24 protein-coding genes are annotated in these 19,947 nt (G+C 58.8%); 16 read left to right on the plus strand and 8 right to left on the minus strand.

What is annotated here, in order from left to right; translation table 11 throughout:
- Positions 1 to 30: 30 nt before the first annotated feature.
- The 4 genes from GOX73_RS07985 (at position 31) to GOX73_RS08000 (ending at position 3,273) form a co-directional block, all read left to right on the plus strand.
- Positions 31 to 1,869, plus strand: a complete 1,839-nt coding sequence (locus GOX73_RS07985; protein WP_171124369.1) for a glycerophosphodiester phosphodiesterase — start codon at positions 31 to 33, stop codon at positions 1,867 to 1,869.
- Entirely contained in the window at positions 1,856 to 2,416 is a 561-nt protein-coding gene (locus GOX73_RS07990) for a hypothetical protein (protein ID WP_171124371.1), read from the plus strand. The genes GOX73_RS07985 and GOX73_RS07990 overlap by 14 nt, the downstream gene beginning before the upstream one ends.
- Before the next feature lie 68 nt (positions 2,417 to 2,484).
- Positions 2,485 to 2,619, plus strand: a complete 135-nt coding sequence (locus GOX73_RS07995) for an aa3-type cytochrome c oxidase subunit IV (RefSeq protein ID WP_171122663.1) — start codon at positions 2,485 to 2,487, stop codon at positions 2,617 to 2,619.
- Positions 2,620 to 2,640: 21 nt separating this feature from the next.
- On the plus strand, positions 2,641 to 3,273 hold the full coding sequence (locus GOX73_RS08000) for a hypothetical protein (protein WP_171124373.1): 633 nt from the start codon (positions 2,641 to 2,643) through the stop codon (positions 3,271 to 3,273).
- On the opposite strand, the gene GOX73_RS08005 is transcribed toward GOX73_RS08000, so the two are convergent.
- Positions 3,262 to 3,594 carry an AzlD domain-containing protein gene (locus GOX73_RS08005; RefSeq protein ID WP_171122659.1) on the minus strand — a complete coding sequence of 111 codons (333 nt, stop codon included), beginning with the start codon at positions 3,592 to 3,594 and terminating at the stop codon, positions 3,262 to 3,264. The two genes, GOX73_RS08000 and GOX73_RS08005, sit on opposite strands and share 12 nt — an antisense overlap.
- Positions 3,591 to 4,307: an AzlC family ABC transporter permease gene (locus GOX73_RS08010; RefSeq protein ID WP_171124374.1), complete on the minus strand. Its 717-nt coding sequence runs from the start codon at positions 4,305 to 4,307 to the stop codon at positions 3,591 to 3,593. The genes GOX73_RS08005 and GOX73_RS08010 overlap by 4 nt, the downstream gene beginning before the upstream one ends.
- On the opposite strand from GOX73_RS08010, the gene GOX73_RS08015 reads away from it, so the two are divergent.
- The 5 genes from GOX73_RS08015 to glp all read left to right on the plus strand — a co-directional run bounded on the left by GOX73_RS08015 (position 4,306) and on the right by glp (position 8,743).
- A complete protein-coding gene (locus GOX73_RS08015) occupies positions 4,306 to 5,247 on the plus strand; it encodes a formate dehydrogenase accessory sulfurtransferase FdhD (protein WP_254429140.1) in 942 nt (313 codons plus the stop codon). The genes GOX73_RS08010 and GOX73_RS08015 overlap by 2 nt on opposite strands.
- Positions 5,248 to 5,347: 100 nt before the next feature.
- A complete protein-coding gene (locus GOX73_RS08020) occupies positions 5,348 to 6,301 on the plus strand; it encodes an AEC family transporter (RefSeq protein ID WP_171124376.1) in 954 nt (317 codons plus the stop codon).
- A 47-nt stretch (positions 6,302 to 6,348) separates the two neighbouring features.
- Positions 6,349 to 6,993 (plus strand): molybdenum cofactor guanylyltransferase MobA, encoded by a 645-nt coding sequence (gene mobA / locus GOX73_RS08025; RefSeq protein ID WP_171124378.1) that lies wholly within the window; start codon positions 6,349 to 6,351, stop codon positions 6,991 to 6,993.
- Positions 6,990 to 7,481 carry a molybdopterin-guanine dinucleotide biosynthesis protein B gene (gene mobB / locus GOX73_RS08030; protein WP_171122651.1) on the plus strand — a complete coding sequence of 164 codons (492 nt, stop codon included), beginning with the start codon at positions 6,990 to 6,992 and terminating at the stop codon, positions 7,479 to 7,481. Before mobA ends, mobB begins: the two co-directional genes overlap by 4 nt.
- On the plus strand, positions 7,478 to 8,743 hold the full coding sequence (gene glp, locus GOX73_RS08035; RefSeq protein WP_171124381.1) for a gephyrin-like molybdotransferase Glp: 1,266 nt from the start codon (positions 7,478 to 7,480) through the stop codon (positions 8,741 to 8,743). Before mobB ends, glp begins: the two co-directional genes overlap by 4 nt.
- Here the strand turns inward: glp and GOX73_RS08040 are convergent.
- The 3 genes from GOX73_RS08040 to GOX73_RS08050 all read right to left on the minus strand — a co-directional run bounded on the left by GOX73_RS08040 (position 8,740) and on the right by GOX73_RS08050 (position 10,739).
- Positions 8,740 to 9,732, minus strand: coding sequence for a hypothetical protein (locus tag GOX73_RS08040; protein WP_171122647.1), 993 nt, complete (start codon positions 9,730 to 9,732; stop codon positions 8,740 to 8,742). The genes glp and GOX73_RS08040 overlap by 4 nt on opposite strands.
- Before the next feature lie 14 nt (positions 9,733 to 9,746).
- Positions 9,747 to 10,217 carry a transcription elongation factor GreA gene (greA, locus tag GOX73_RS08045; protein ID WP_171122645.1) on the minus strand — a complete coding sequence of 157 codons (471 nt, stop codon included), beginning with the start codon at positions 10,215 to 10,217 and terminating at the stop codon, positions 9,747 to 9,749.
- Between the two features lie 141 nt (positions 10,218 to 10,358).
- Positions 10,359 to 10,739, minus strand: coding sequence for a VOC family protein (locus tag GOX73_RS08050; protein WP_171122643.1), 381 nt, complete (start codon positions 10,737 to 10,739; stop codon positions 10,359 to 10,361).
- Positions 10,740 to 10,825: 86 nt separating this feature from the next.
- On the opposite strand from GOX73_RS08050, the gene soxR reads away from it, so the two are divergent.
- The 4 genes from soxR to GOX73_RS08070 all read left to right on the plus strand — a co-directional run bounded on the left by soxR (position 10,826) and on the right by GOX73_RS08070 (position 15,691).
- On the plus strand, positions 10,826 to 11,281 hold the full coding sequence (gene soxR / locus GOX73_RS08055; protein WP_171122641.1) for a redox-sensitive transcriptional activator SoxR: 456 nt from the start codon (positions 10,826 to 10,828) through the stop codon (positions 11,279 to 11,281).
- Positions 11,282 to 11,416: 135 nt separating this feature from the next.
- Positions 11,417 to 13,063: an electron transfer flavoprotein-ubiquinone oxidoreductase gene (locus GOX73_RS08060; protein WP_171124383.1), complete on the plus strand. Its 1,647-nt coding sequence runs from the start codon at positions 11,417 to 11,419 to the stop codon at positions 13,061 to 13,063.
- 101 nt (positions 13,064 to 13,164) lie between these two features.
- On the plus strand, positions 13,165 to 14,880 hold the full coding sequence (locus tag GOX73_RS08065; RefSeq protein WP_174825613.1) for a tetratricopeptide repeat protein: 1,716 nt from the start codon (positions 13,165 to 13,167) through the stop codon (positions 14,878 to 14,880).
- Positions 14,870 to 15,691 (plus strand): 4-(cytidine 5'-diphospho)-2-C-methyl-D-erythritol kinase, encoded by an 822-nt coding sequence (locus GOX73_RS08070; RefSeq protein ID WP_171124387.1) that lies wholly within the window; start codon positions 14,870 to 14,872, stop codon positions 15,689 to 15,691. Before GOX73_RS08065 ends, GOX73_RS08070 begins: the two co-directional genes overlap by 11 nt.
- On the opposite strand, the gene GOX73_RS08075 is transcribed toward GOX73_RS08070, so the two are convergent.
- Positions 15,684 to 16,682, minus strand: a complete 999-nt coding sequence (locus GOX73_RS08075) for a polyprenyl synthetase family protein (RefSeq protein ID WP_171124389.1) — start codon at positions 16,680 to 16,682, stop codon at positions 15,684 to 15,686. The genes GOX73_RS08070 and GOX73_RS08075 overlap by 8 nt on opposite strands.
- Positions 16,683 to 16,738: 56 nt before the next feature.
- On the opposite strand from GOX73_RS08075, the gene GOX73_RS08080 reads away from it, so the two are divergent.
- The 3 genes from GOX73_RS08080 to GOX73_RS08090 all read left to right on the plus strand — a co-directional run bounded on the left by GOX73_RS08080 (position 16,739) and on the right by GOX73_RS08090 (position 18,010).
- The gene (locus tag GOX73_RS08080) at positions 16,739 to 16,954 is read left to right on the plus strand and encodes a DUF2007 domain-containing protein (protein ID WP_037316655.1); all 216 of its coding nucleotides are present in this window, start codon (positions 16,739 to 16,741) and stop codon (positions 16,952 to 16,954) included.
- Complete coding sequence (locus GOX73_RS08085) at positions 16,951 to 17,721, plus strand: tRNA1(Val) (adenine(37)-N6)-methyltransferase (RefSeq protein ID WP_171124391.1); 771 nt, start codon at positions 16,951 to 16,953, stop codon at positions 17,719 to 17,721. The genes GOX73_RS08080 and GOX73_RS08085 overlap by 4 nt, the downstream gene beginning before the upstream one ends.
- Positions 17,722 to 17,845: 124 nt before the next feature.
- Complete coding sequence (locus tag GOX73_RS08090) at positions 17,846 to 18,010, plus strand: YdcH family protein (protein WP_171124393.1); 165 nt, start codon at positions 17,846 to 17,848, stop codon at positions 18,008 to 18,010.
- Here the strand turns inward: GOX73_RS08090 and GOX73_RS08095 are convergent.
- Entirely contained in the window at positions 18,007 to 18,873 is an 867-nt protein-coding gene (locus GOX73_RS08095; protein ID WP_171124395.1) for a DMT family transporter, read from the minus strand. The two genes, GOX73_RS08090 and GOX73_RS08095, sit on opposite strands and share 4 nt — an antisense overlap.
- On the minus strand, positions 18,870 to 19,817 hold the full coding sequence (locus GOX73_RS08100; protein WP_171134846.1) for a transcriptional regulator GcvA: 948 nt from the start codon (positions 19,815 to 19,817) through the stop codon (positions 18,870 to 18,872). The genes GOX73_RS08095 and GOX73_RS08100 overlap by 4 nt, the downstream gene beginning before the upstream one ends.
- Positions 19,818 to 19,947 lie beyond the last annotated feature (130 nt).

Here is a 19,947-nt window from a genome sequence, read left to right on the forward strand (position 1 = left end):
GAATGAAGGGATCATTCAGGGGGGCGTCAGGTGACAAGTTTCTCAGCCGTTACAAATGCCTACAAAGGCGCATGGGCGCGCCGCCGCGTGTTTGTTCCGATCTATTTCGTGGTGCGTCTGCTTTTGATCGCGCTTATCACACCGGGGCTGGCGATTGCCGCGAACCTTGCAGTTTCACTGTCCAGCCAGACGGCGCTGACGGATCAGGACATCGCGGCCTTTGTCCTATCTCCGGCCGGTTTTTTGGTCGCTGTCGCCGTTCTGAGCCTGTTTCTGCTGGCCGAAGTGTTCGTATTTTCTGTCATGACGGGATCGCTGCGGATGGGGGAATCTGACCCATGGCGCGCAGGAAGCGCTGCCATTGGCCTGATTTTGTCGAGCCTTCCAGCGCTGTTTGGCTTCGCGGTGCGGTTTGTTCTGCGGGTCTTGCTGTTGGTTTTGCCCTTCGCTGCGGTGTCTGCCCTGATCGCTTGGTGGACACTGACGGAATATGACATCAACTATTACCTGACTTTCAAACCGCCCTCTTTTTGGGTGGCCGTGGTTCTGATCGGGGCTGTTTTGCTGGTCATGACCTGGGTTCTGATCCGTAGATTGTCGGGATGGGCGCTGTCGTTGCATCTGGTTCTGTTCGAACAGGTGCGCCCGGCTGAGACCTTCGCCCTCAGCACCGAAAGGATGGAAGGGAAACGGGGGCAGCTAAAGATCGAACTTGCGGTGTGGCTGATAGTGCGGCTGCTGATTGCGACGCTGATTGCATGGGTTGCCGGGGTGCTGTTCGCCATCGTGCCACTTCAGGACAGCTCGAACCTGCGCCTGGCATTGACCTACAGCCTTTTGATTGCCGGGTTATGGTCGCTGGCGGGGCTGGTTTTGGCAGCGACCGCGCTGGGCGCATTGGCCGTGGTTCTGGACAGGTTCTTTGAAATCAGGACGGATGAGCCTCCACACCCCGAACCCGGCAGCCTGCGGGTGCCGTTGTTCACCGCAGTCGGCGGCGCTGTGGTCGCGGTGCTGATCGGTCTGTGGTTTGGTCAGCATCTTTTGGAACAGGTACAGGCCCCCGACCGGGCCGAGGTCATTGGCCACCGCGGGGCCGCGGCCTTGCGGCCGGAAAACACGATGGCGGCTGTCCTGAAGGCGATCGAGGACGGCGCCGACTGGGTCGAGATCGACGTGCAGGAAACTGCGGATGATGTGGTGATCGTTGCTCATGACAGCGATTTCATGAAACTGGCGGGCGTCCCCACCAAGGTTTGGGATGTGACCATGGAAGAGGTGGCCGAGATCGACATCGGCAGTTGGTTTGACCCCGAATACGCGGAAGAACGCACCCCGACCCTGCGCGACGTGCTGGCGGCGGCCAAGGGCAAGTCCAAGGTCATCATCGAATTGAAATACTATGGTCACGACGTTGATCTGGAAAACCGCGTGGCGGCCTTGGTCGAGGAATTCGATATGCAGGACGACATCGCCACGATGTCGCTGAAGTATCCGGCCGTGCAAAAGATGAAGAAATTGCGCCCGGACTGGCGCGCCGGGGTTCTTGCGGCCACCGCAATCGGTGATCTGTCAGGGCTTGAAGGGGATTTTGTCGCTGTAAATGCTGCGATGGCCACGCCGGGGCTGGTGCGTTCGGTTCAGGCGGCGGGCAAGGACATCTATGTCTGGACGGTCAATGATCCGCTGCAGATGTCTGCGATGGCGTCGATGGGCGTGGACGGGCTGATCACAGACCGCCCCGCTATGGCAAACGAAGTTCTGCGCGCACGTGCCGAAATGGGGCCGGGTGAGCGGTTGGTGCTGTGGCTGGCCAACGCGTTTGGTCTGTCAATAGACACAGAGGCGATGCGAGATGACAGCCCGTAACCTGATTTTTGCGGTGGGGCTGATCGCATCACCTGCGCATTCGCAGGATGTCCTGCGCAGCATCGAAATGCCCGCGCATCGCGCCTTGGTCGCGCAATTGGACGAGGCCGCCTTGACGCCGTTTGAAACAGATGGCTGTTCGGGCGGCCTGTCGGCAAGCTGGCGTTTTGTTGCGGATACATTTCCCAAGTTCAGCGCGCTCTACGAAGCCCACCCGCCGTGGGAGGGATGCTGCGTCACCCATGACCGCGCCTATCATAATGCCGGTGGCGCGCTTACGGCCGATGACAGTTTCGAGGCACGCGTGGCAGCGGACAGCGCCTTGCGCGCCTGTGTCAAACAGCACGGAGAAGACCACGCCGATGGCTACGCACAGCGCTATGACATGACGCCGGATCAGATTCGCCTAGCGCACTCCGTGACCGCCGAGGCAATGCACGCAGCCGTCCGATTTGGCGGAGCTCCGTGTTCCGGGCTTCCGTGGCGCTGGGGGTTCGGCTATCCGGGATGTTCGGTGTTTCCACCCCTGACCCCTGCGCGCGAATGACGTGGTGACAGGCCCGGGATTTTCGATTATCCAACATCTCAAACACGCGAATTGGGATTCTGACAATCATGGCTGAACACAAGCACGGCGAAATGGACATCACCGTCCAAACCAAAACCTTCAACGGGTTCATCAAAGCGACCACATGGTGTGTGGTTGCCATCGCCTTCCTCTGCCTTTTCCTGGCGGTCTTTGCCGCTTAAATCCGAAAAACGGGGTTGGCCGTGATCAGGGTTTTGATTGCCTGCCTGCTGGCTGTGACACTTGCGGGTTGCGCTGGGTCACAGCGTCCGCAGGCGGATTTGGCTGAAATTTCGGCGCGGTCCTATCGCGATCCGGGGCCGTCGACCCTGACCCTTTATACAATGATCAGCACCCGGACGGGTTCAGGTGCCCATACGTCGCTGATGATCAGCGGCAGCGAGCGGGTAATCTTTGACCCCGCCGGATCATTCAGGGCGGATGTGGTGCCGATCAAGGACGACGTCCTGTACGGCATTACCCCGAATGTGGAACGCGCTTATCGCAGCAGCCACGCGCGCGAAACGCATTATGCGCGCATTCAAACTGTCGAAGTGACCTCCCAACAGGCCGAGATTGCCCTGCAGCTTGCCAAGCAGTCGGGGCCGGTTGCGGGTGCGTTTTGTGCCAATTCGACGGCCCAGTTGCTGCAGCAGGTGCCGGGATTCGAGCAGATCCAAACCACGTTCTATCCCGTCAAGTTGTCGGACCAGTTTGCCCAGCTACCGGGTGTTCAAACCGCTGAATACCGGGAAAACGACGACGCCGATCTTCAAACCGGTCTCGCCTTCAACAATGCGCGTTTGAACCAGTTGGAGGCTGACTCAGCCCAATAGGTAGAGCAGCCCGTAAAGCGTTGCGGCCCCGCTGAAGATGGCCGCGATCACGTTCTTGGTGAATAGTCCGACAGTTATGGCCACAGCCGCCGCTGCCATGCGCGGTGCGTCGGGTTGACCGCCTGTTGCCGTGGGCCAGACGACCAACGGCGCGATCAGCGCAGGAATGATTGCCACGGCCGTATAGCGCAGATGGCGCAGCAACCATGGCGGCATCGGGCGATCTCCGACCAGGCCGATAAAGACAAAGCGCAGGGCATAGCTGCCGATGGCAAGCCCGATGATGATGGTCCAGATAGTGACAGGATCAGGCTGTGTCATGCGGCGGCCTTTCTGCGTTCGGCCATCAATTCGGCCTGCGCGCCTGCGATCATGCCGGCGCACCCGGCGATCAGCAGGCCCAGATTGAACGGAATCGCCACCGTCAGCAGGGACACAATGATCGCCACAAGTGCCGCCACCACATGGGGCAGGGTGCGCATCATCGGGCCGATCATCGCCAGAAATGTGATCGGCAGGGCAAAATCCAGTGCCCAACTTTCCGGAATACGCGTACCTAGAACCGCGCCGAGGTAGGTTGCCAGTATCCAAAGAGGTGTGATCGGCGTGACCGAGCCGACGAAATAGGCCATCCGTTGCGGGACGCTCATGTTTGGCTCTTTCTCGAACTGAACGATCGAACTGGCATAGGATTGGTCGACAGTTAGATAGGCCGCGCAAGCACGCTGCCACATCGGGGCCGCGCCCAGAAACGGCGTCAATGAGGCCGAGTACATCGCCATGCGCAGGTTCACCGCCAAGGCGGATACCAGAATGATCGCGGTCGGGGTCTGATCTTGCAGCAGTTGCAGGGCGGCAAACTGGGCGGCCCCGGCAAAAACGGTTGAGGTGAAAGCCATCGTCTGGACGATGTTCAAGCCTGCTTCGGTCGCAAACACGCCGAACAGTGTGCCGAACGGGATCGCAACAAAGATAAACGGGGTCCCGTCCCGAAACCCTTTCCAGAAGTATGACTTGGATGTGGTGTCTGCCATGGCTAAATCCTATGGTGTTGATCGCAGCAGTAGCGGTCTTGGGAAAGGGTTGCAATTGGCCACGGAACAGAACCTGTCAGACTACATCATCGCCCCCGACCCCAGGGCGGCCCGCCTGACACGTGCCGTCGAAGGTGTGGATCAGAACGGCGAAGCCAGCCAGATTTCAGTGGTGGAAGAACGTCCGCTGACGATTTTCCTGAACTCACAGGAAATCGTGACCGCCATGACCATTGGCGATTACCCCGAATATCTGGCGCTGGGTTTTCTACGCAATCAGGGCATGCTGCTGCCTGACGACCAGATTACCCGTGTCGATTTCGATGAAGATCTGGAAACCGTCGTTGTCCGCACGGCGCGCGAGACGTCTTATGAGGATAAGCTCAAGAAAAAGACCCGAACCAGTGGCTGCGCCGTTGGAACCGTCTTTGGGGATATGATGGAGGGTCTCGAAGACGTGCGCTTGCCTCAGGTCACCGTGCGCACATCGTGGCTTTATGATCTGGCGGCCAAGATCAACCGCACACCCTCGCTCTATCTTGAGGCGGGTGCGATCCATGGCACGGTGTTGTGCCGGGAAAACCGTCCGCTGGTTTATATGGAGGACGTGGGTCGGCACAACGCGGTCGACAAGATCGCCGGTTGGATGCTGTCCGAGGGCGAAGCGGCAGAGGACAAGATCCTGTACACCACCGGTCGTTTGACCTCGGAAATGGTGATCAAGACGGCGATGATGGGTATTCCTGTTCTGGCATCCCGTTCGGGTTTCACTGCCTGGGGCGTTGAGATCGCGCGCGAGGTTGGATTGACGCTGATCGGTCGGATGCGCGGGCAGCGTTTCGTGTGTCTGGCCGGTGAAAATCGGCTGGTGCGGGACGTGGACCCGGCAACCGTTCCGGTTGAAGAGAAAAAGCACAAAAGGAAAAGTGCATTGGGCTAGAATTGGACCCTTTGTAAATAATTCTGCGATTTCCGCCGGATATGCCCTAGGATGGGGCAGGGTAAACAGAAGCGCAGGTGAATTCCCACCTGATGGCAACATGGAACTGATCAATCTTATCGCGCCGGTTTTCGCGGTAATCCTGACCGGATACGTATTTTCCTGGACGAACCTTTTGGGCCAGGACACGTCTGACGCGCTGGTCCAGTTTGCGGTTTATGTCCTGATCCCGGCCATCATGTTCTATCTGATCGGGCAGGAAGAGTTCCAAAATCTTCTTAATTATGGGTTCTATCTGTCTTACGGCGGGACGTTGCTGCTTTTGTTTGTGCTGCTTTTCGCAGGATTGAAAAGTTTCACGGGATTTGAGACCGGTTCTGCCACCGTCGCGGCCTTTGCCGGGGTTGCCTCGAACACGGCTTTAGTTGCGTTGCCCGTTCTACACGCGATTTTCGGAGCCAAGGGTGCGCTACCGGCTGTGTTGGCGAATTTGGTTGTCGCCTTGATGCTTTTGGTCATGACGACCGTGTTAGAAAGCTCGGCTGGACATAAGGCCAGCGCCAAGACACCAATCTACAGGATTTTCCTGAACGTGCTGAAAAATCCGATCATCGCGGCCACATTGCTGGGGGTCGCGTATTCCTTCACCGGGATCGGGTTTTCGGACTCGGTATCCGATTACCTTGAACTTCTGAGCCAAGCTTTGGCCGCGGTTGCGCTGTTTGCAATCGGCTTCACGACCAGCGTGCGGACGATTATTCAAACGGGGCCTTTGATCCTGCTTCTGACACTGGTCAAGCTGATCGCTGCGCCCGGGCTGGTGCTTCTGGCGGCGCATCTGATTGGTCTGGACCCACTTTGGACAATCGCCGCAACGGTTTCAGCGGCGGTTCCGACCGCCAAGAACATCTTTCTGCTTTCCAAGCACTATGATCAGGAACCGCAACTGGCCGCGCACATCGTTTCCGCAACGTCGTTTTTGTCGGTGGGAACGTTGATCATGTGGTTATTTGTTTTACACAACCTTTATCCAACCGCGTTCCAATTGAACTGAGTTCGATTTACAAGGTTGTAAGCGACTGATCCCAATCAGGTACAGGAATGAACAAACCTCTCGGCGTTATCCTTGCAGGCGGTCTGGCCACCCGGATAGGGGGTGGAGACAAGGGCCTGCTGAAAATTGGCGACAAAAGCTTGCTGGATCACGTGATTGGCCGGTTGCGCCCGCAGGTGGCTGATCTGGCGCTGAACGCGAATGGCGATCCGACCCGGTTTGGTGGGTACGACCTGCCGATTGTTCCCGACACGATCGAAGGGTTTGCAGGCCCGCTCGCGGGCGTTCTGGCCGGGCTCGACTGGGCGGCTGAACAGGGTGCCGAATGTATCGTTACTGCCGCCGCCGATACGCCGTTCTTTCCGCGCGATCTGGTTGTGCGCCTGACCGAGGCAGCAGAAGGGCAGGCCAACCCGCTGGTTCTTGCAACCACACCGCGCACGGGGGATGAGACCCTGAAATCCGGGGGTGGCAAAAAGATCAACCGGCATCCGACATTTGGACTGTGGCCCGTGGCGTTGCGTGACGACCTGCGCGCGGCTTTGCAGGGTGGTTTGCGCAAAGTCGTGCTGTGGACGGATCAACATGCGGGGCGCGAGGCGCTGTTTCCTGTTGATCCGTTTGATCCTTTCTTCAACGTCAACACGCCGGATGATCTGGACCGGGCGCAGAAATTGTTGGCGCAGGCATGAGAGTTTATGGCGTCACCGGCTGGAAGAACGCAGGTAAAACCGGGCTGATGGAACGTTTGGTGGCGGAAATCAGCGGGCGCGGATTTTCCGTTTCCACCGTCAAACACGCGCATCACAGTGTAGATGTCGATCAGAAGGGCACCGACAGCTATCGCCATCGTACCGCCGGCGCCAATGAGGTTTTGCTGGCTTCGGGCCAACGGATCGCCATCATGCAGGAATTGCGCGGAGCGCCCGAGCCGTCCTTGAAAAGCCTTCTCGCCCGACTGACCCCGGTTGATCTGGTTCTGATCGAAGGTTTCAAACGTGAAGCCCATCCCAAGATCGAAGCTTTCAGGGCCGAGCCCGGTAATAGCTTGTTGGCGGAGGAGAATGACACGATCCGCGCCGTGGCTAGCGATACCCTGATGGACCTGAATGTGCCCGTTTTCGACCTGAACGACACAAAGGCCATCGCAGATTTTATCCTGCAGGAAGTCGGGTTATGAGCAAACCGAACATCGCACCGCCCCCATTGAGCAACGATTGTTTTGCGCTGCCCGCCGGGGTGAGCTGGACGCCGGTGGATGATGCCCTGGCCCTGTTACAGGACAGGCTGACAGGTGTGACCGGGTCTGAGACGACTCCGGTCTCGGACTCCGAGGGGCGAATTCTGGCTGAAGATATTCAGGCGCTGCGTTCAAACCCGCCGCAGCCGAATTCCGCCGTGGATGGGTATGGGTTTTCTGGCGCTGCCCCGGAAGGGCCGCAGGTGATGCCCCTGCAAGATGGACGTGCAGCGGCAGGGATACCCTTTGAGGGGCGGGTGGCCTCGGGCCATGCCCTGCGGGTTTTGACGGGCGCCGCCTTGCCCGAGGGCGTGGACACTGTCGTTCTCGAGGAAGACGTCACCGTCAAGGATGGCCATATCGCCTTTCACGGCCCGCTCAGGAAAGGCGCAAACGCCCGCCGCGCCGGAGAGGACGTGAACGAAGGCGATACGGTTTTGCACGCCGGGCGACGGTTGACCCCGGCAGACCTTGCGCTTCTTTCGGCGATAGGGATTGCCAAGGTGACGGTCCGCCGCAAGTTGCGCGTTGCCGTTCTGTCGACAGGCGATGAGCTGATTGAAGCCGGCGACATCGCTGGGCCGGGTCAGATTTTCGACGCCAACCGCCCGATGCTTTTGTCGATGATCGGGAAAATGGGATTCGAAGCGGTTGATCTGGGGCGTGTCCCCGATGACCGTGCGATCCTAAAGGACAGGTTGGATCTTGCAGCCGGGCAATCGGATGTGATCCTGACAAGCGGCGGGGCATCGGCGGGGGATGAAGATCACGTGTCAGCCTTGTTGAAACAGGCCGGTGCGATGCAGGAATGGCGGATTGCATTGAAGCCGGGGCGCCCTCTGGCGCTTGGGATGTGGAAGGAAACCCCTGTTTTCGGCCTGCCGGGTAATCCCGTGGCGGCGCTGGTCTGCACGCTGATTTTTGCACGGCCAGCGCTTGGTCTTTTGGCGGGCGAGGGCTGGTCGACGCCGCAGGGCTTTGATCTTCCTGCCGCGTTTGAAAAACACAAGAAACCCGGACGACGTGAATACCTGCGCGGCCGTGTTCGCGGGGGCCGAGTCGAAGTCTTTGCCTCGGAAGGGTCCGGTCGGATCAGCGGGCTGAGCTGGGCGGAGGGTCTGGTCGAGATCGAGGACGGTGCCCGCCACATTCAGCCGGGCGACACGGTGCGGTTTATTCCCTATGGCAGTTTCGGGCTTTAGTCGAACGTACCGGCCACACGCCCCAAAAGCATGAAAGCCCGCGCGGTTCTCGTATCACCAAGCGCGGTCAGATCGGCATCGCTGGCATCCGGTTCAAACTCGACAATCATGTGATCGAACCGGCGCAGGAAATGATGTGCCGCGTCCCGAAAAATCGGGTCCTGCTTCATGCGTGCAGCTGTCAGTGCAAGGGACGATCGGTCGCGAATTCCGCCCAATGCCGCAACGGCGCGACCGCGCGCGCCTTGGGCGAACTGCCGCCACACCTCTGGTCGCGCCATGTCGGGGCGCAGGTCGTCCATATAGATGCCTTCCTGACTGAGCAGGGTCAGAACATCCTGTGACGCCTGCACCAACTGCGCCGTTTTTCGATCCTTCAGGGCCAGCCGCAGCGCGTCGAAGCCTTCGGTGTCTTCCTGTGTCTCGGGAAAATTCAGCGCGCGAATAAAGACATCCGTGCTCAGCCGCGGGGCAATCTCGTCGGCCTGCGTGCCCAGCTCCAGCGAAGTTTGGTCCCCTGTCCCACTGTTGATTGTGCTACGCGCGGGTTCGGTGCGCTGGGTCGAAAAGGTTGCCAGTGCGCTTTCGGTCTTTTTTGCGGTCTGAGCGATTTCATCCAGTTTCTTGGTAACGGCGGGTTCGTACCCGCTGGCGGCGCGCTGTTGTTGCACCACGTAAGCCTGCCGGATCGCGTCAATGGCGGTTTGCAGCCGGGCGCTTTCCTCGCGCATGACCCGGCTGGCACGCATCGACGTGGCCGCAACCCAGATCATCGCGACGGGCATGAAGACAGCCAGCAAGGTGACGACAAAGCTGCCGCCTTCCACCTTGCCGGGCAGGACCAGAAACACGACCGACACGATCAGCCAGATCACGCTGAGCGCGATCGCGACAATCTCGATTTCGGTCACTGACGACGTTGCAGGCTTGTCATATATGCCCAGTGCGGTCGGCCGTTCGTCTTCCTGCTCTGGCGTGGGCTCGGACATGGTTACCGCTCCGGTCAGGCGTATTCTATGTTCAAAATCTCATAAGAGCGCACACCGCCGGGGGTGCGGACTTCGACGCTGTCACCCTCGTCCTTGCCGATCAGGGCGCGGGCGATGGGGGATTTGATGTTGAGCAGGCCGTTTTCAATATTGGCCTCATACTCACCCACGATCTGCCAGGTCTTTTCCTCATCCGTGTCTTCGTCGACAAGCGTGACCTTTGCACCGAACTTGATCGCGCCCGACAACTTGGCAGGGTCTATCACATCTGCCAGCGACAGGATGCTTTCCAGCTCTTTGATGCGGCCTTCGATAAAGCCCTGCTTTTCACGGGCCGAATGGTATTCGGCGTTTTCCTTCAGATCGCCAAGCTCGCGGGCCGTGGCGATGGCTTCGATGATCGCCGGGCGCTCGACCGACTTGAGGTTTTTCAGTTCCGCCTCGAGCGCGGCATTGCCCGCGGGCGTCATCGGAATTTTTTCCATGTTCTTTTCGTCCACGCATAAAATTGTTTCGCCCCGCCGCATGAGACAAGCGTCGGGGCGAATTGATGGGTCGTCAATTACCTGACCCAAATGGCGCGGGAAATGCAAGGGGGCGAAGCCGCCCAACCTGCGGATTACAGCCTAGTCGTAGCTAATGACTTCGAATTCTATGCCGTTTTCGTCATCAAAGTAGAACCGTTTACCGGGTTCGTAGTCCGCGTGCGACTTTGGCGTGAACCCGGCTTTGACAACCCGGGCTTCGGTTTCGTCGATATCTTCGACCAGAACACCAACATGATTAAGCCCGCCAATGATGTCATAGCTGCTTTCGCCTGATGGTTTGGGATCGCTGGGTGCGTAAAGTGCCAGATAGGTGTGCGGGCTGCCCACGTGGACCGTATATCCGCCCGCGATCGCCGGTCCTTCCCAGCGGGTTTTCCAGCCAAAGACATCGTGCATCCACTTGGCCGAAGCCTGAGGGTCGCGGACCGTGAAGTTTGTGTGTTCAAGCGTCGCCATCATGGGAACTCCTTATTAAGTTTGAAGCTTGTCCCGACTCACCGTAATTTCTAAACCTAACTTTAGGTCAAGATATTTATGAGGATAAAATGGCGGTATCTGAGGGGCTTGCAATTGGCGCTCTTGCACGGCGTACGGGGTTGGCAGTTTCGGCCATTCGATATTACGAGGCGCAGGGCCTGATCGCGCCTTGGCGGAATGCGGGCGGGCAGCGACGGTATCAACGCGCCGATATTCGTCGGCTGAGCTTTGTCATGATCGCACAACAGTTCGGCCTGACCTTGCCCGAAATCCGTGAAGTGTTGTCAGGCTTGCCGGGCAATCGGACCCCGACCCCTAAGGATTGGCAGAAAATCAGTGTCGGGTTGCGGACCCATCTGGATCAGCGAATCGAGACACTGACACGACTGCGCGACAATCTGGACGGCTGTATTGGTTGCGGGTGCCTAAGCCTGCCGAAATGCGCGCTTTACAACCCGGATGACCGTGCCAAGTCCTATGGTAGCGGTCCCAGGTATCTGATGGGGGACTCTCCCGAGGCATAACTGCCGCATTGCAGCAATGTTACGCCGTGTTTTGATTGACCAAGGTCTTTGTGACCATGTAATCACCCGTGAAACAAAATTGCGCAGACCACGCAGTGAAAGCGCCAATTCGGAAAGTTAGCTAAGGAGCCCGCGATGGCCGAGATTGAACGCGAAGCGATGGAATACGATGTGGTGATCGTGGGTGCAGGCCCCGCGGGCCTGTCGGCGGCCATCCGTCTGAAACAGTTGGACGCGGACCTGAATGTTGTGGTTCTGGAAAAGGGCTCGGAAGTGGGCGCGCATATCCTATCGGGTGCGGTTCTTGACCCGTGTGGCCTTGATGCGCTGATCCCAGACTGGAAAGAAAAAGGCGCGCCGCTGAAAACGCCGGTCGAAGAGGACAACTTCTATATGCTGGGTGAGGCGGGACAGATCCGCATCCCCAACTGGCCGATGCCGCCACTGATGAACAACCACGGCAATTACATTGTGTCGATGGGCAATGTCTGCCGCTGGATGGCTGAACAGGCCGAAGAGCTGGGCGTGGAAATCTTCCCCGGCATGGCGTGTTCCGAGCTGGTTTACGGCGAGAACGGCGAAGTCAAAGGCGTGGTCGCCGGTGTCTTTGGTCTGGAAGCCGATGGCTCATATGGCCCCAACACCGAGCCGGGGATGGAACTGCACGGCAAATACGTCTTCCTGTCGGAAGGCGTGCGCGGGTCGCTGTCCAAGGAAGTCATCGCCAAGTACGATCTGCAAGCCGGGAAAGAGCCGCAGAAATACGGCGTCGGCATGAAAGAAATCTGGGAGATCGACCCGGCCAAGCACAAGGAAGGCTCGGTCACGCACACGATGGGCTGGCCCCTGGGCAGCAACGCAGGCGGCGGGTCGTTCATCTATCACCTGGAAAACAATCAGGTCTACGTCGGTTTTGTGGTCCACTTGAACTACAAGAACCCGCACCTGTATCCCTACATGGAATTCCAGCGTTTCAAGCATCACCCGATGGTGGCCGAGTTGCTGAAAGGCGGCAAGCGCGTGGCTTACGGTGCGCGTGCGATCACCGAAGGCGGCTATCAGTCGATGCCGAAACTGGTCGCGCCGGGCGTGGCGCTTCTGGGCTGTTCGGCGGGTATGGTCAACGTGCCGCGCATCAAAGGTAACCACAATGCGATGCTGTCGGGTAAAGCCGCGGCCGAGGCCGCGTTTGACGCGATCAAGTCCGACCGTGCGGGCGATGAGCTGACTGTTTACGAGGCCGACGTGCGCGACGGTGCCATCGGCAGCGACCTGAAGAAGGTGCGCAACGTCAAACCGATGTGGTCGAAATGGGGCCTGACGGCGTCTCTTGCCTTTGGTGGTCTGGACATGTGGACCAACACGCTGGGCTTTTCGTTGTTTGGCACTTTGGGTCACGGCAAGAACGATGCCGAAGCAACCGAAGAGGCCAGCAAGCACACGCCCATCGACTATCCCAAACCCGATGGCGTGCTGTCGTTCGACCGTTTGACCAATGTCTCGTTTGCAATGACCAATCATGAGGAAAGTCAGCCCTGCCACTTGCGGCTGTCCGATCCGGCGATTCCGGTCAATGTCAACCTGCCCAAGTTCGACGAACCGGCGCAACGCTATTGCCCGGCAGGCGTGTACGAGATGGTCGAGGATGAGAACGGACCGCGATTCGTCATCAACTTCCAGAACTGTGTTCACTGCAAGACCTGCGATATCAAGGATCCCAGCCAGAACATCACCTGGACCACGCCACAGGGCGGTGACGGGCCAAACTATCCCAACATGTAAGCGAAAAGACGGGCACTGGCAGGGTCGTGAAGGCTCTGCCATTGCCTCTTACCTACCAAAGTCCTAGCTTGTTGGTCAGTAAACAATAGCAAGGCAGGATTTTGGTGGCTTCCCTCCTCCGTCGCGCAGCGCTGGTTGCGCTGCTTTCTTCGTCAGTCACGTTTCCGGCTTTTTCGGATACCGGGTCCGGGCCATATTTGGCCGGGCGTCAGGCGATTTTCCAGAACGATTATACCGCAGCCGAGCGTTACTTTGCTCAGGCCCTGCGCGCTGACCCCGAAAACCACAAGCTGCTGGAAAGCGTCGTTGTTGCCAGGCTGTCGCTGGGCGAGTTGCAGCGCGCTCAGCCTGTGGCCCGCACAGTTGTTGAAATGGACCTTCCCAGTCAGGCGGCTCGGATGGTTATCGCCGCCAACCTTGTTGCGGATGACAAGCTGGACGAGTTGTTGGCACTTGATCCCGAAACGCAGGGCGTCGGACCGTTGGTCGACGGTTTGATGCTGGGATGGGCCCACATTGGTCAGGGGTCCATGACCAAAGCGATGGATCAGTTCGATCAGGTGGCGACACAGGAAGGACTGCGGGAATTCGCGCTTTACCACAAGGCGCTGGCATTGGCCTCGGTCGGGGATTTCGAAGGGGCCGAAGCGATTTTTGCAGCCGACGAAGGGGCGGTTGCTAAATTCACGCGACGTGCGGCACTGGCACGGGTTGAGGTGCTGTCACAGCTTGATCGCAACCAGGATGCGCTGGCCTTTCTGGATGACGTGTTTGCCGCTGGCAGCGACCCATCCATCGAAAGCTATGAGGCGCGCCTGACAGCGGAAGAAACCCTGCCCTTCACGCATGTGCGAACGGCGCAGGACGGCATGGCAGAAGTGTTCTTTTCCGTGGGGGCTGCGCTCAGCACCGAGGCGGCGGAGAACTACGTTCTGCTTTACGCACAAACCGCAGCTTTCTTACGGCCTGACCACGTTGACGCAATTTTGCTGAGCGCTGAGTTGCTGGACGAGCTCGAGCAATATGATCTGGCAGTTGAGGCATATCGCAAAGTGCCTGCCGAAAGCAGCGATTATCACGCAGCCGAGTTGGGCCGCGCCGAGGTGCTTGGCCGCGCAGGTAAAACCGATGCGGCCGCCGAAGTCTTGCAGACCCTTGCCACCCAAAGTCCGAACCTGCCCAGCGTTCATGTTGCGTTGGCCGATCTTCAGCGACGGCAGGAGAACTATGCTGATGCGGTGGAAACCTATGACAAGGCCATCGAACTGATTGAAGGCGGTGTCGGGGGAAACTGGTTCCTGTATTACGCGCGTGGCATCTCGCACGAGCGGCTCAAGAACTGGGATCAGGCCGAGGCCGATTTCCGGCAGGCGCTGGAACTGAACCCGGATCAGCCGCAGGTGTTGAACTATCTGGGGTATTCGCTGGTTGAGCGGCGCGAAAAGCTGGACGAAGCATTGAACATGATCGAACGCGCTGTCACCGCGCGGCCTGACAGCGGCTACATTGTGGATAGCTTGGGTTGGGTTCTGTTCCGTCTCGGACGCTATGACGAAGCGGTTGAGCATATGGAGCGCGCTGTTGAGTTGATGCCGGTGGATCCCGTGGTGAACGACCATCTGGGGGATGTCTATTGGGCCGTCGGACGCGCGCGCGAGGCTGAATTCCAGTGGAAGCGTGCCCTGTCCTTTATTGACCCAGATGATACGGATGGTGAAGCCGACCCGGGCCGAATTCGCCGCAAGCTAGAGATCGGGCTGGATGCAGTTCTGGCCGAAGAGGGGGCTGACCCTTTGAAGGTCGCAAATGAAGGCTGAGGCTTTCGCGCCCGCCAAGATCAACCTGACTCTGCATGTGACCGGTCGACGGGCCGACGGGTATCACCTGCTGGATTCACTGGTGGTATTTGCGGATGTGGGTGACACGCTGCGCTTCACGCGCGGAGATCACCTGTCGATCACGGTTACAGGTGAGCATGCGGCGGGCGTTCCTGCGGATGACCGTAATCTGGTTTGGAAAGCGGCCAAAGCCGCAGGTTGGGCAGGGCATATCGACCTGAACAAAGTGCTGCCGCACGGTGGCGGGATCGGTGGCGGATCGTCCGATGCCGCGGCCACTTTGCGCATGGTTGGCGATCAGGGCGGCAGCATTCCAGATGAGATCGCTTTGTCACTTGGCGCGGATATCCCCGTCTGCATTGCTGCGCAGGCCAGCCGAATGCGCGGCATTGGCGACGGGCTGACACCGGTTGTTTTGCCACAAATGCCAGCCCTTTTGGTCAATCCGGGCGTTGAGGTTCCCACAGGGGCCGTCTTCTCTGCACTGGATAGCCGCAACAACGACCCCATGCCGGATGATATACCGATCTTTGCCGCCGCTGAGGACTGTGCCACATGGTTGCGCGATCAACGAAACGATCTTGAAGGCCCGACCAAGGAGCTTGCACCCGAGGTTGGTCGGGTTCTGGATGAACTTGCCGCCACCAAGGAGGCTCTGCTTGTTCGGATGTCAGGGTCAGGGTCGACGTGCTTTGCGCTCTATCCCAGTATGAAGGCGGCCCATTACGCAGCCTACGAGATTGGCGCAGCCTATCCCGACTGGTGGTGTCGCGCGGTTCAGCTCAATTGAGGCGAGACACCACATAATCCGCCAAATCGCGCAGCAGCGTGCGAATTTCATGGTCGGGTAGAATGTCGAGCGACGCTTTGGCCTTATTCGCCCATCCCAGCGCATCCGAGCGCGTGGCGTCCAGCGTGCCGTATTTGGCCATCAACCCAAGCGCGTGGTCCAGATCACCGTCTTCCTGACGGCCACGGCCAATCGTACGCTCCCAGAATGCGTGTTCTTCTGGGGTTGCTTGCGCGACGGCCTTGATTACGGGCAAGGTCAGTTTGCGTTCGCGGAAATCGTCACCGACGTTTTTGCCGGTCGCAGTGCTGTCGCCCTGATAATCCAACAGGTCATCCGCGATCTGAAAGGCGATCCCCAGCGCATCACCATAGTCATACAGGGCTTGAACCTGCTCTTCTGCCGCACCGGCGATGACACCGCCCACTTCGGTCGCGGCCGAAAACAATGCCGCCGTTTTGCCGCGTACAACCTGCAAGTAGATCGCTTCGTTGGTGCCCAGATCGGTGGCCGCTGTCATTTGCAGGACTTCACCTTCGGCAATCGTCGCTGACGCGTTTGCCAGGATATCAAGCACGCGCAGCGATCCTGTTTCGACCATCAACTGAAAGCTGCGCGAGAACAGGTAGTCGCCCACCAAAACGCTGGACTTGTTGTCCCACAAAAGGTTTGCGGTGGGACGTCCGCGTCGCTGGCCGCTTTCGTCCACAACATCGTCGTGCAGCAAGGTGGCGGTATGGATGAATTCAACAGTCGCTGCCAGCCGTACATGGTGGCTGCCCTGATAGCCAAACAGTTGCGCTGCGGCCAGGGTCAGCATCGGGCGCAAACGCTTGCCGCCCGCCTCGACCAGATGCGCCGTTACTTCCGGGATACGCGGGGCGTGCTCGGACGCCATGCGGGTTCGGATCAGTTCATTTACTGCGTCCATTTCACCCGCGAGAATTTCCGCCAGCCGCTCATGCGGTTTTGAGACCGTGCTGATCGTCATCACACTCCTGATACAAGGCTCGACTTCTGCCGCACCTTGCCCTTACATCCATCCCCATGAAAGAACTTTTGCGCAGCACCGATCCAACGATCCTGGCGTTTGCATCCGCCCTTCTTGAAGGCGAGGATATAGACTGCTTTCAGATGGACGTAAATATGAGCATCCTCGAAGGTGGCATAGGAATTTTCCCGCGCCGCCTGATGGTCCGGGCCGATGACCTGACGCGGGCCGAGCGCGTGATGCGTGACAATGAAATTCCGTTGGGCCGATGACCCTGTTTGACGATGATGACCTGACCCTGAATGACTTTCTGGGTGGCCGTGTGCGCCTGTGGCAACCTCGTGGCGGATACCGCGCCGGGGTGGACCCGATCCTGCTGGCCGCTTGTGTTCCGGCAAAACAGGGCCAAAGCGTGCTGGAGTTGGGCTGCGGGGCTGGGGCAGCGGTGCTGTCGCTGATGGCACGTGTGCCGGGGTTGCAGGCTGTCGGGGTGGAATTACAGGCGCCATATGCTGATCTGGCTCGTCGGAACGCTGTTGAAAACGCCGCACGGCTGGAAGTTATTCAAGCGGACCTGACTGCCATGCCGTCGGACCTGAAACAGCGTCAGTTTGATCATGTGATCGCCAATCCGCCCTATTACCGTGTCGGGGCGCATAGCCCGTCCGTGGATCAGGGACGAAGCGTCGCATTGGGCGGAGATACACCGCTGGACCTTTGGTTTGACGCTGCAGCCAAACGCCTTGCGCCGAAGGGTTCCCTACACATGATCCAAAAGGCGGATCGGTTGCCGGAAATGCTGACCTCGTGTTCTGGGCGGCTGGGATCAATCGAAGTTGTGCCGCTGTCAGCCCGGTCCGGGCGCAAGACCGAGCTGGTGATTTTGCGGGCAAAAAAGGGGGGGCGCGCAGCTTTCCAACTGCATGCACCCCTGATTTTGCACGCAGGAGAGCGCCACGAAAAAGACGGGGAAAGCTATACGCCGCACGTATCTTCGGTGTTGCGCGATGGCGCTGCGTTGGGCTGTTTCCCGGATTGATAGGCATTAACCAGCCGAATTTGTCGGATTTATTACAGATTCTGTGCGTCTGCAGCGTGACAGGCTGGAAACGATGTGGTCAACTTCTTACGTAAACCTGAGGCACCAACAAAGGAGTATCGCCATGAGCGTGAGCGCACATCTGACGGAACTGAAGAAAAAGCACGAAACTCTCGGTCTCGAAGTAGAACAAGCCCAACGCTCGCCAGGTATCGATGATCTCCATATCGCTCGACTCAAGAAACAGAAGCTGAAACTGAAAGAAGAGATCGAGCGCCTGTCCAGTTAACTGCTCACACTGGCGCGTGCCGCGATTGTCGCGCCGCCCGTAATTAAAACGGCCGCGATCGCCAACTCCCACGAGGGGGCCGCGATCCCGGCCACTACCAAAATAAGCGTAGACAACAAGGGTGCCGCGTAGGACGCCGTTCCCAGAATCTGAATGTCGCCTTGTTTAACCCCTATATCCCAGACATAAAACGCCAGTCCCACCGGCCCCAGACCCAAGGCCAGCACGGAAACCCAGCTTGTCGCTGTGTCCGGCCACACGGTCTCTTCAACGGCCAGGTGCAGTAAAGCGGACGCTATGGCCGTAGCAACGCAGAACACGGCGACTGAGCTTGTCGGCGTGTCGCCCAAGCGCCGGGATAGCACCGAATAGCCGGACCATGTCAGCGCGCATAACAGGGCCAGGGCGTATCCCGGCAGGTGATCCGATTGGAATCCTGCACTTCCGCCCCCGGCAATGATCACAGCGGCCCCGGCGAACCCCAGACAGGCACCGAACAGATGTCCCAGACGCAGGTTCTCGCCCGGCAGCAGCCCGGAAAAGAGGACAATCAGCAAGGGCCAGAGATATGCGATCAAGCCAGCCTCGGCCGCAGGTGCCATGCGCAAGGCCGAGAAATACAGCGCGTGGTAGCCAAACAGCCCGATCGTTCCGAACAGGTAGGTTGTCCAGCGCACGTTTCGAAGCTGAGACAGGCCACCGTTGGCCCAGGTCCACATTAACCCAAGCGTGCCGCCGATTGAGAAGCATATGGCGTTTAACAGCAATGGTGGTGTGGGCGCAGATCCTACCGTGAACAAGGCGAGCAAAGACCAAAGTAGGACCGCGATAAATCCGATCCCTGTCGCACGGGTTCTTGTCATAGGGCAGGGACCTCTTCCACCGGAATGATTTCGAATTCATCCGAGATATGCGCGGTTTTTTCAATCTCGTCCATGAACCAATCCCGGAAGGCGGCGATTTGGGGGCGGTTCTCTGCCCCCGGGAGGCACAAAAAACGAAACCGCCCCCGCGTTTCGATGGCCGTCTTGAACGGCGCGACCAAGCGCCCTTCGGTCAGGTCCTTGATGATCATCGCGCGGCGACCAAGCACAACCCCAACCCCCGCAACCGCTGCGTCGATCGCGTGGTCTGCATTCGAAAAATGGGCGCCATGTGTGGGCGCATAATTTACGCCGACCGCCCGAAACCATGTGGGCCAGTCACTGGGCGGTTGGAGAAACGCAATCGAGTCGTCAAAAATCAGGGGGGCGTCTTTCAGGCTGTCGGGCGTTGCATAGCGTTCGGCCATTTCAGGTGTCATGACTGGGGTCAGCCATTCTTTGCGCACGGGCAGGGAATATAATCCCTCGTCATCGCCATAGCCAAACCGGATCGCCACATCTACGTCGTCACGCTCCAGATCCATATTGCGCAAGGTGGCCGAGAATTTGAGGTCAATCTCAGGATGCGCCCGTGCAAATTCATAAAGGCGCGGGGCAAGCCACTTGGCGGTCAAAGCCGGGCCTGCGGTCACGGTCAGGCTGGTATCGTTTCCTTGTCTTCGGGCCGCCTGCCAGGCGGCCTGCAATGCGGCAAAGCCCTCTGCTGCGCCGGGTGCCAGTGCGCGCCCTGCCTCGGTCAGTTCGACGGCTCGGTTAAGGCGGCGAAACAACGGGCGGCCCAGATGTTCCTCAAGCGATTTGATCTGAAAGGACAGGGCCGCAGGGGTGACATGCAGTTCTTCGGCGGCTTTCGCAAAGGACATATGGCGCGCGGCGGCATCAAAGGCGCGCAACGCGGTCAGAGGGGGAAGGTAGTCGCTCATGGCATAAGAAATTCTTAACTGAAGTTCGCAGAAAGCTCGTTTGTCGCCAACACTGATAAGGCGCATATTCAGCTCAAGTCAAACAAAGCTGAACTGAAAGGATGTCTGCCATGATCGAGATGACAACAAA

This window comes from Ruegeria sp. HKCCD7221, assembly GCF_013031225.1.
Classification (GTDB): Bacteria; Pseudomonadota; Alphaproteobacteria; order Rhodobacterales; family Rhodobacteraceae; genus Ruegeria.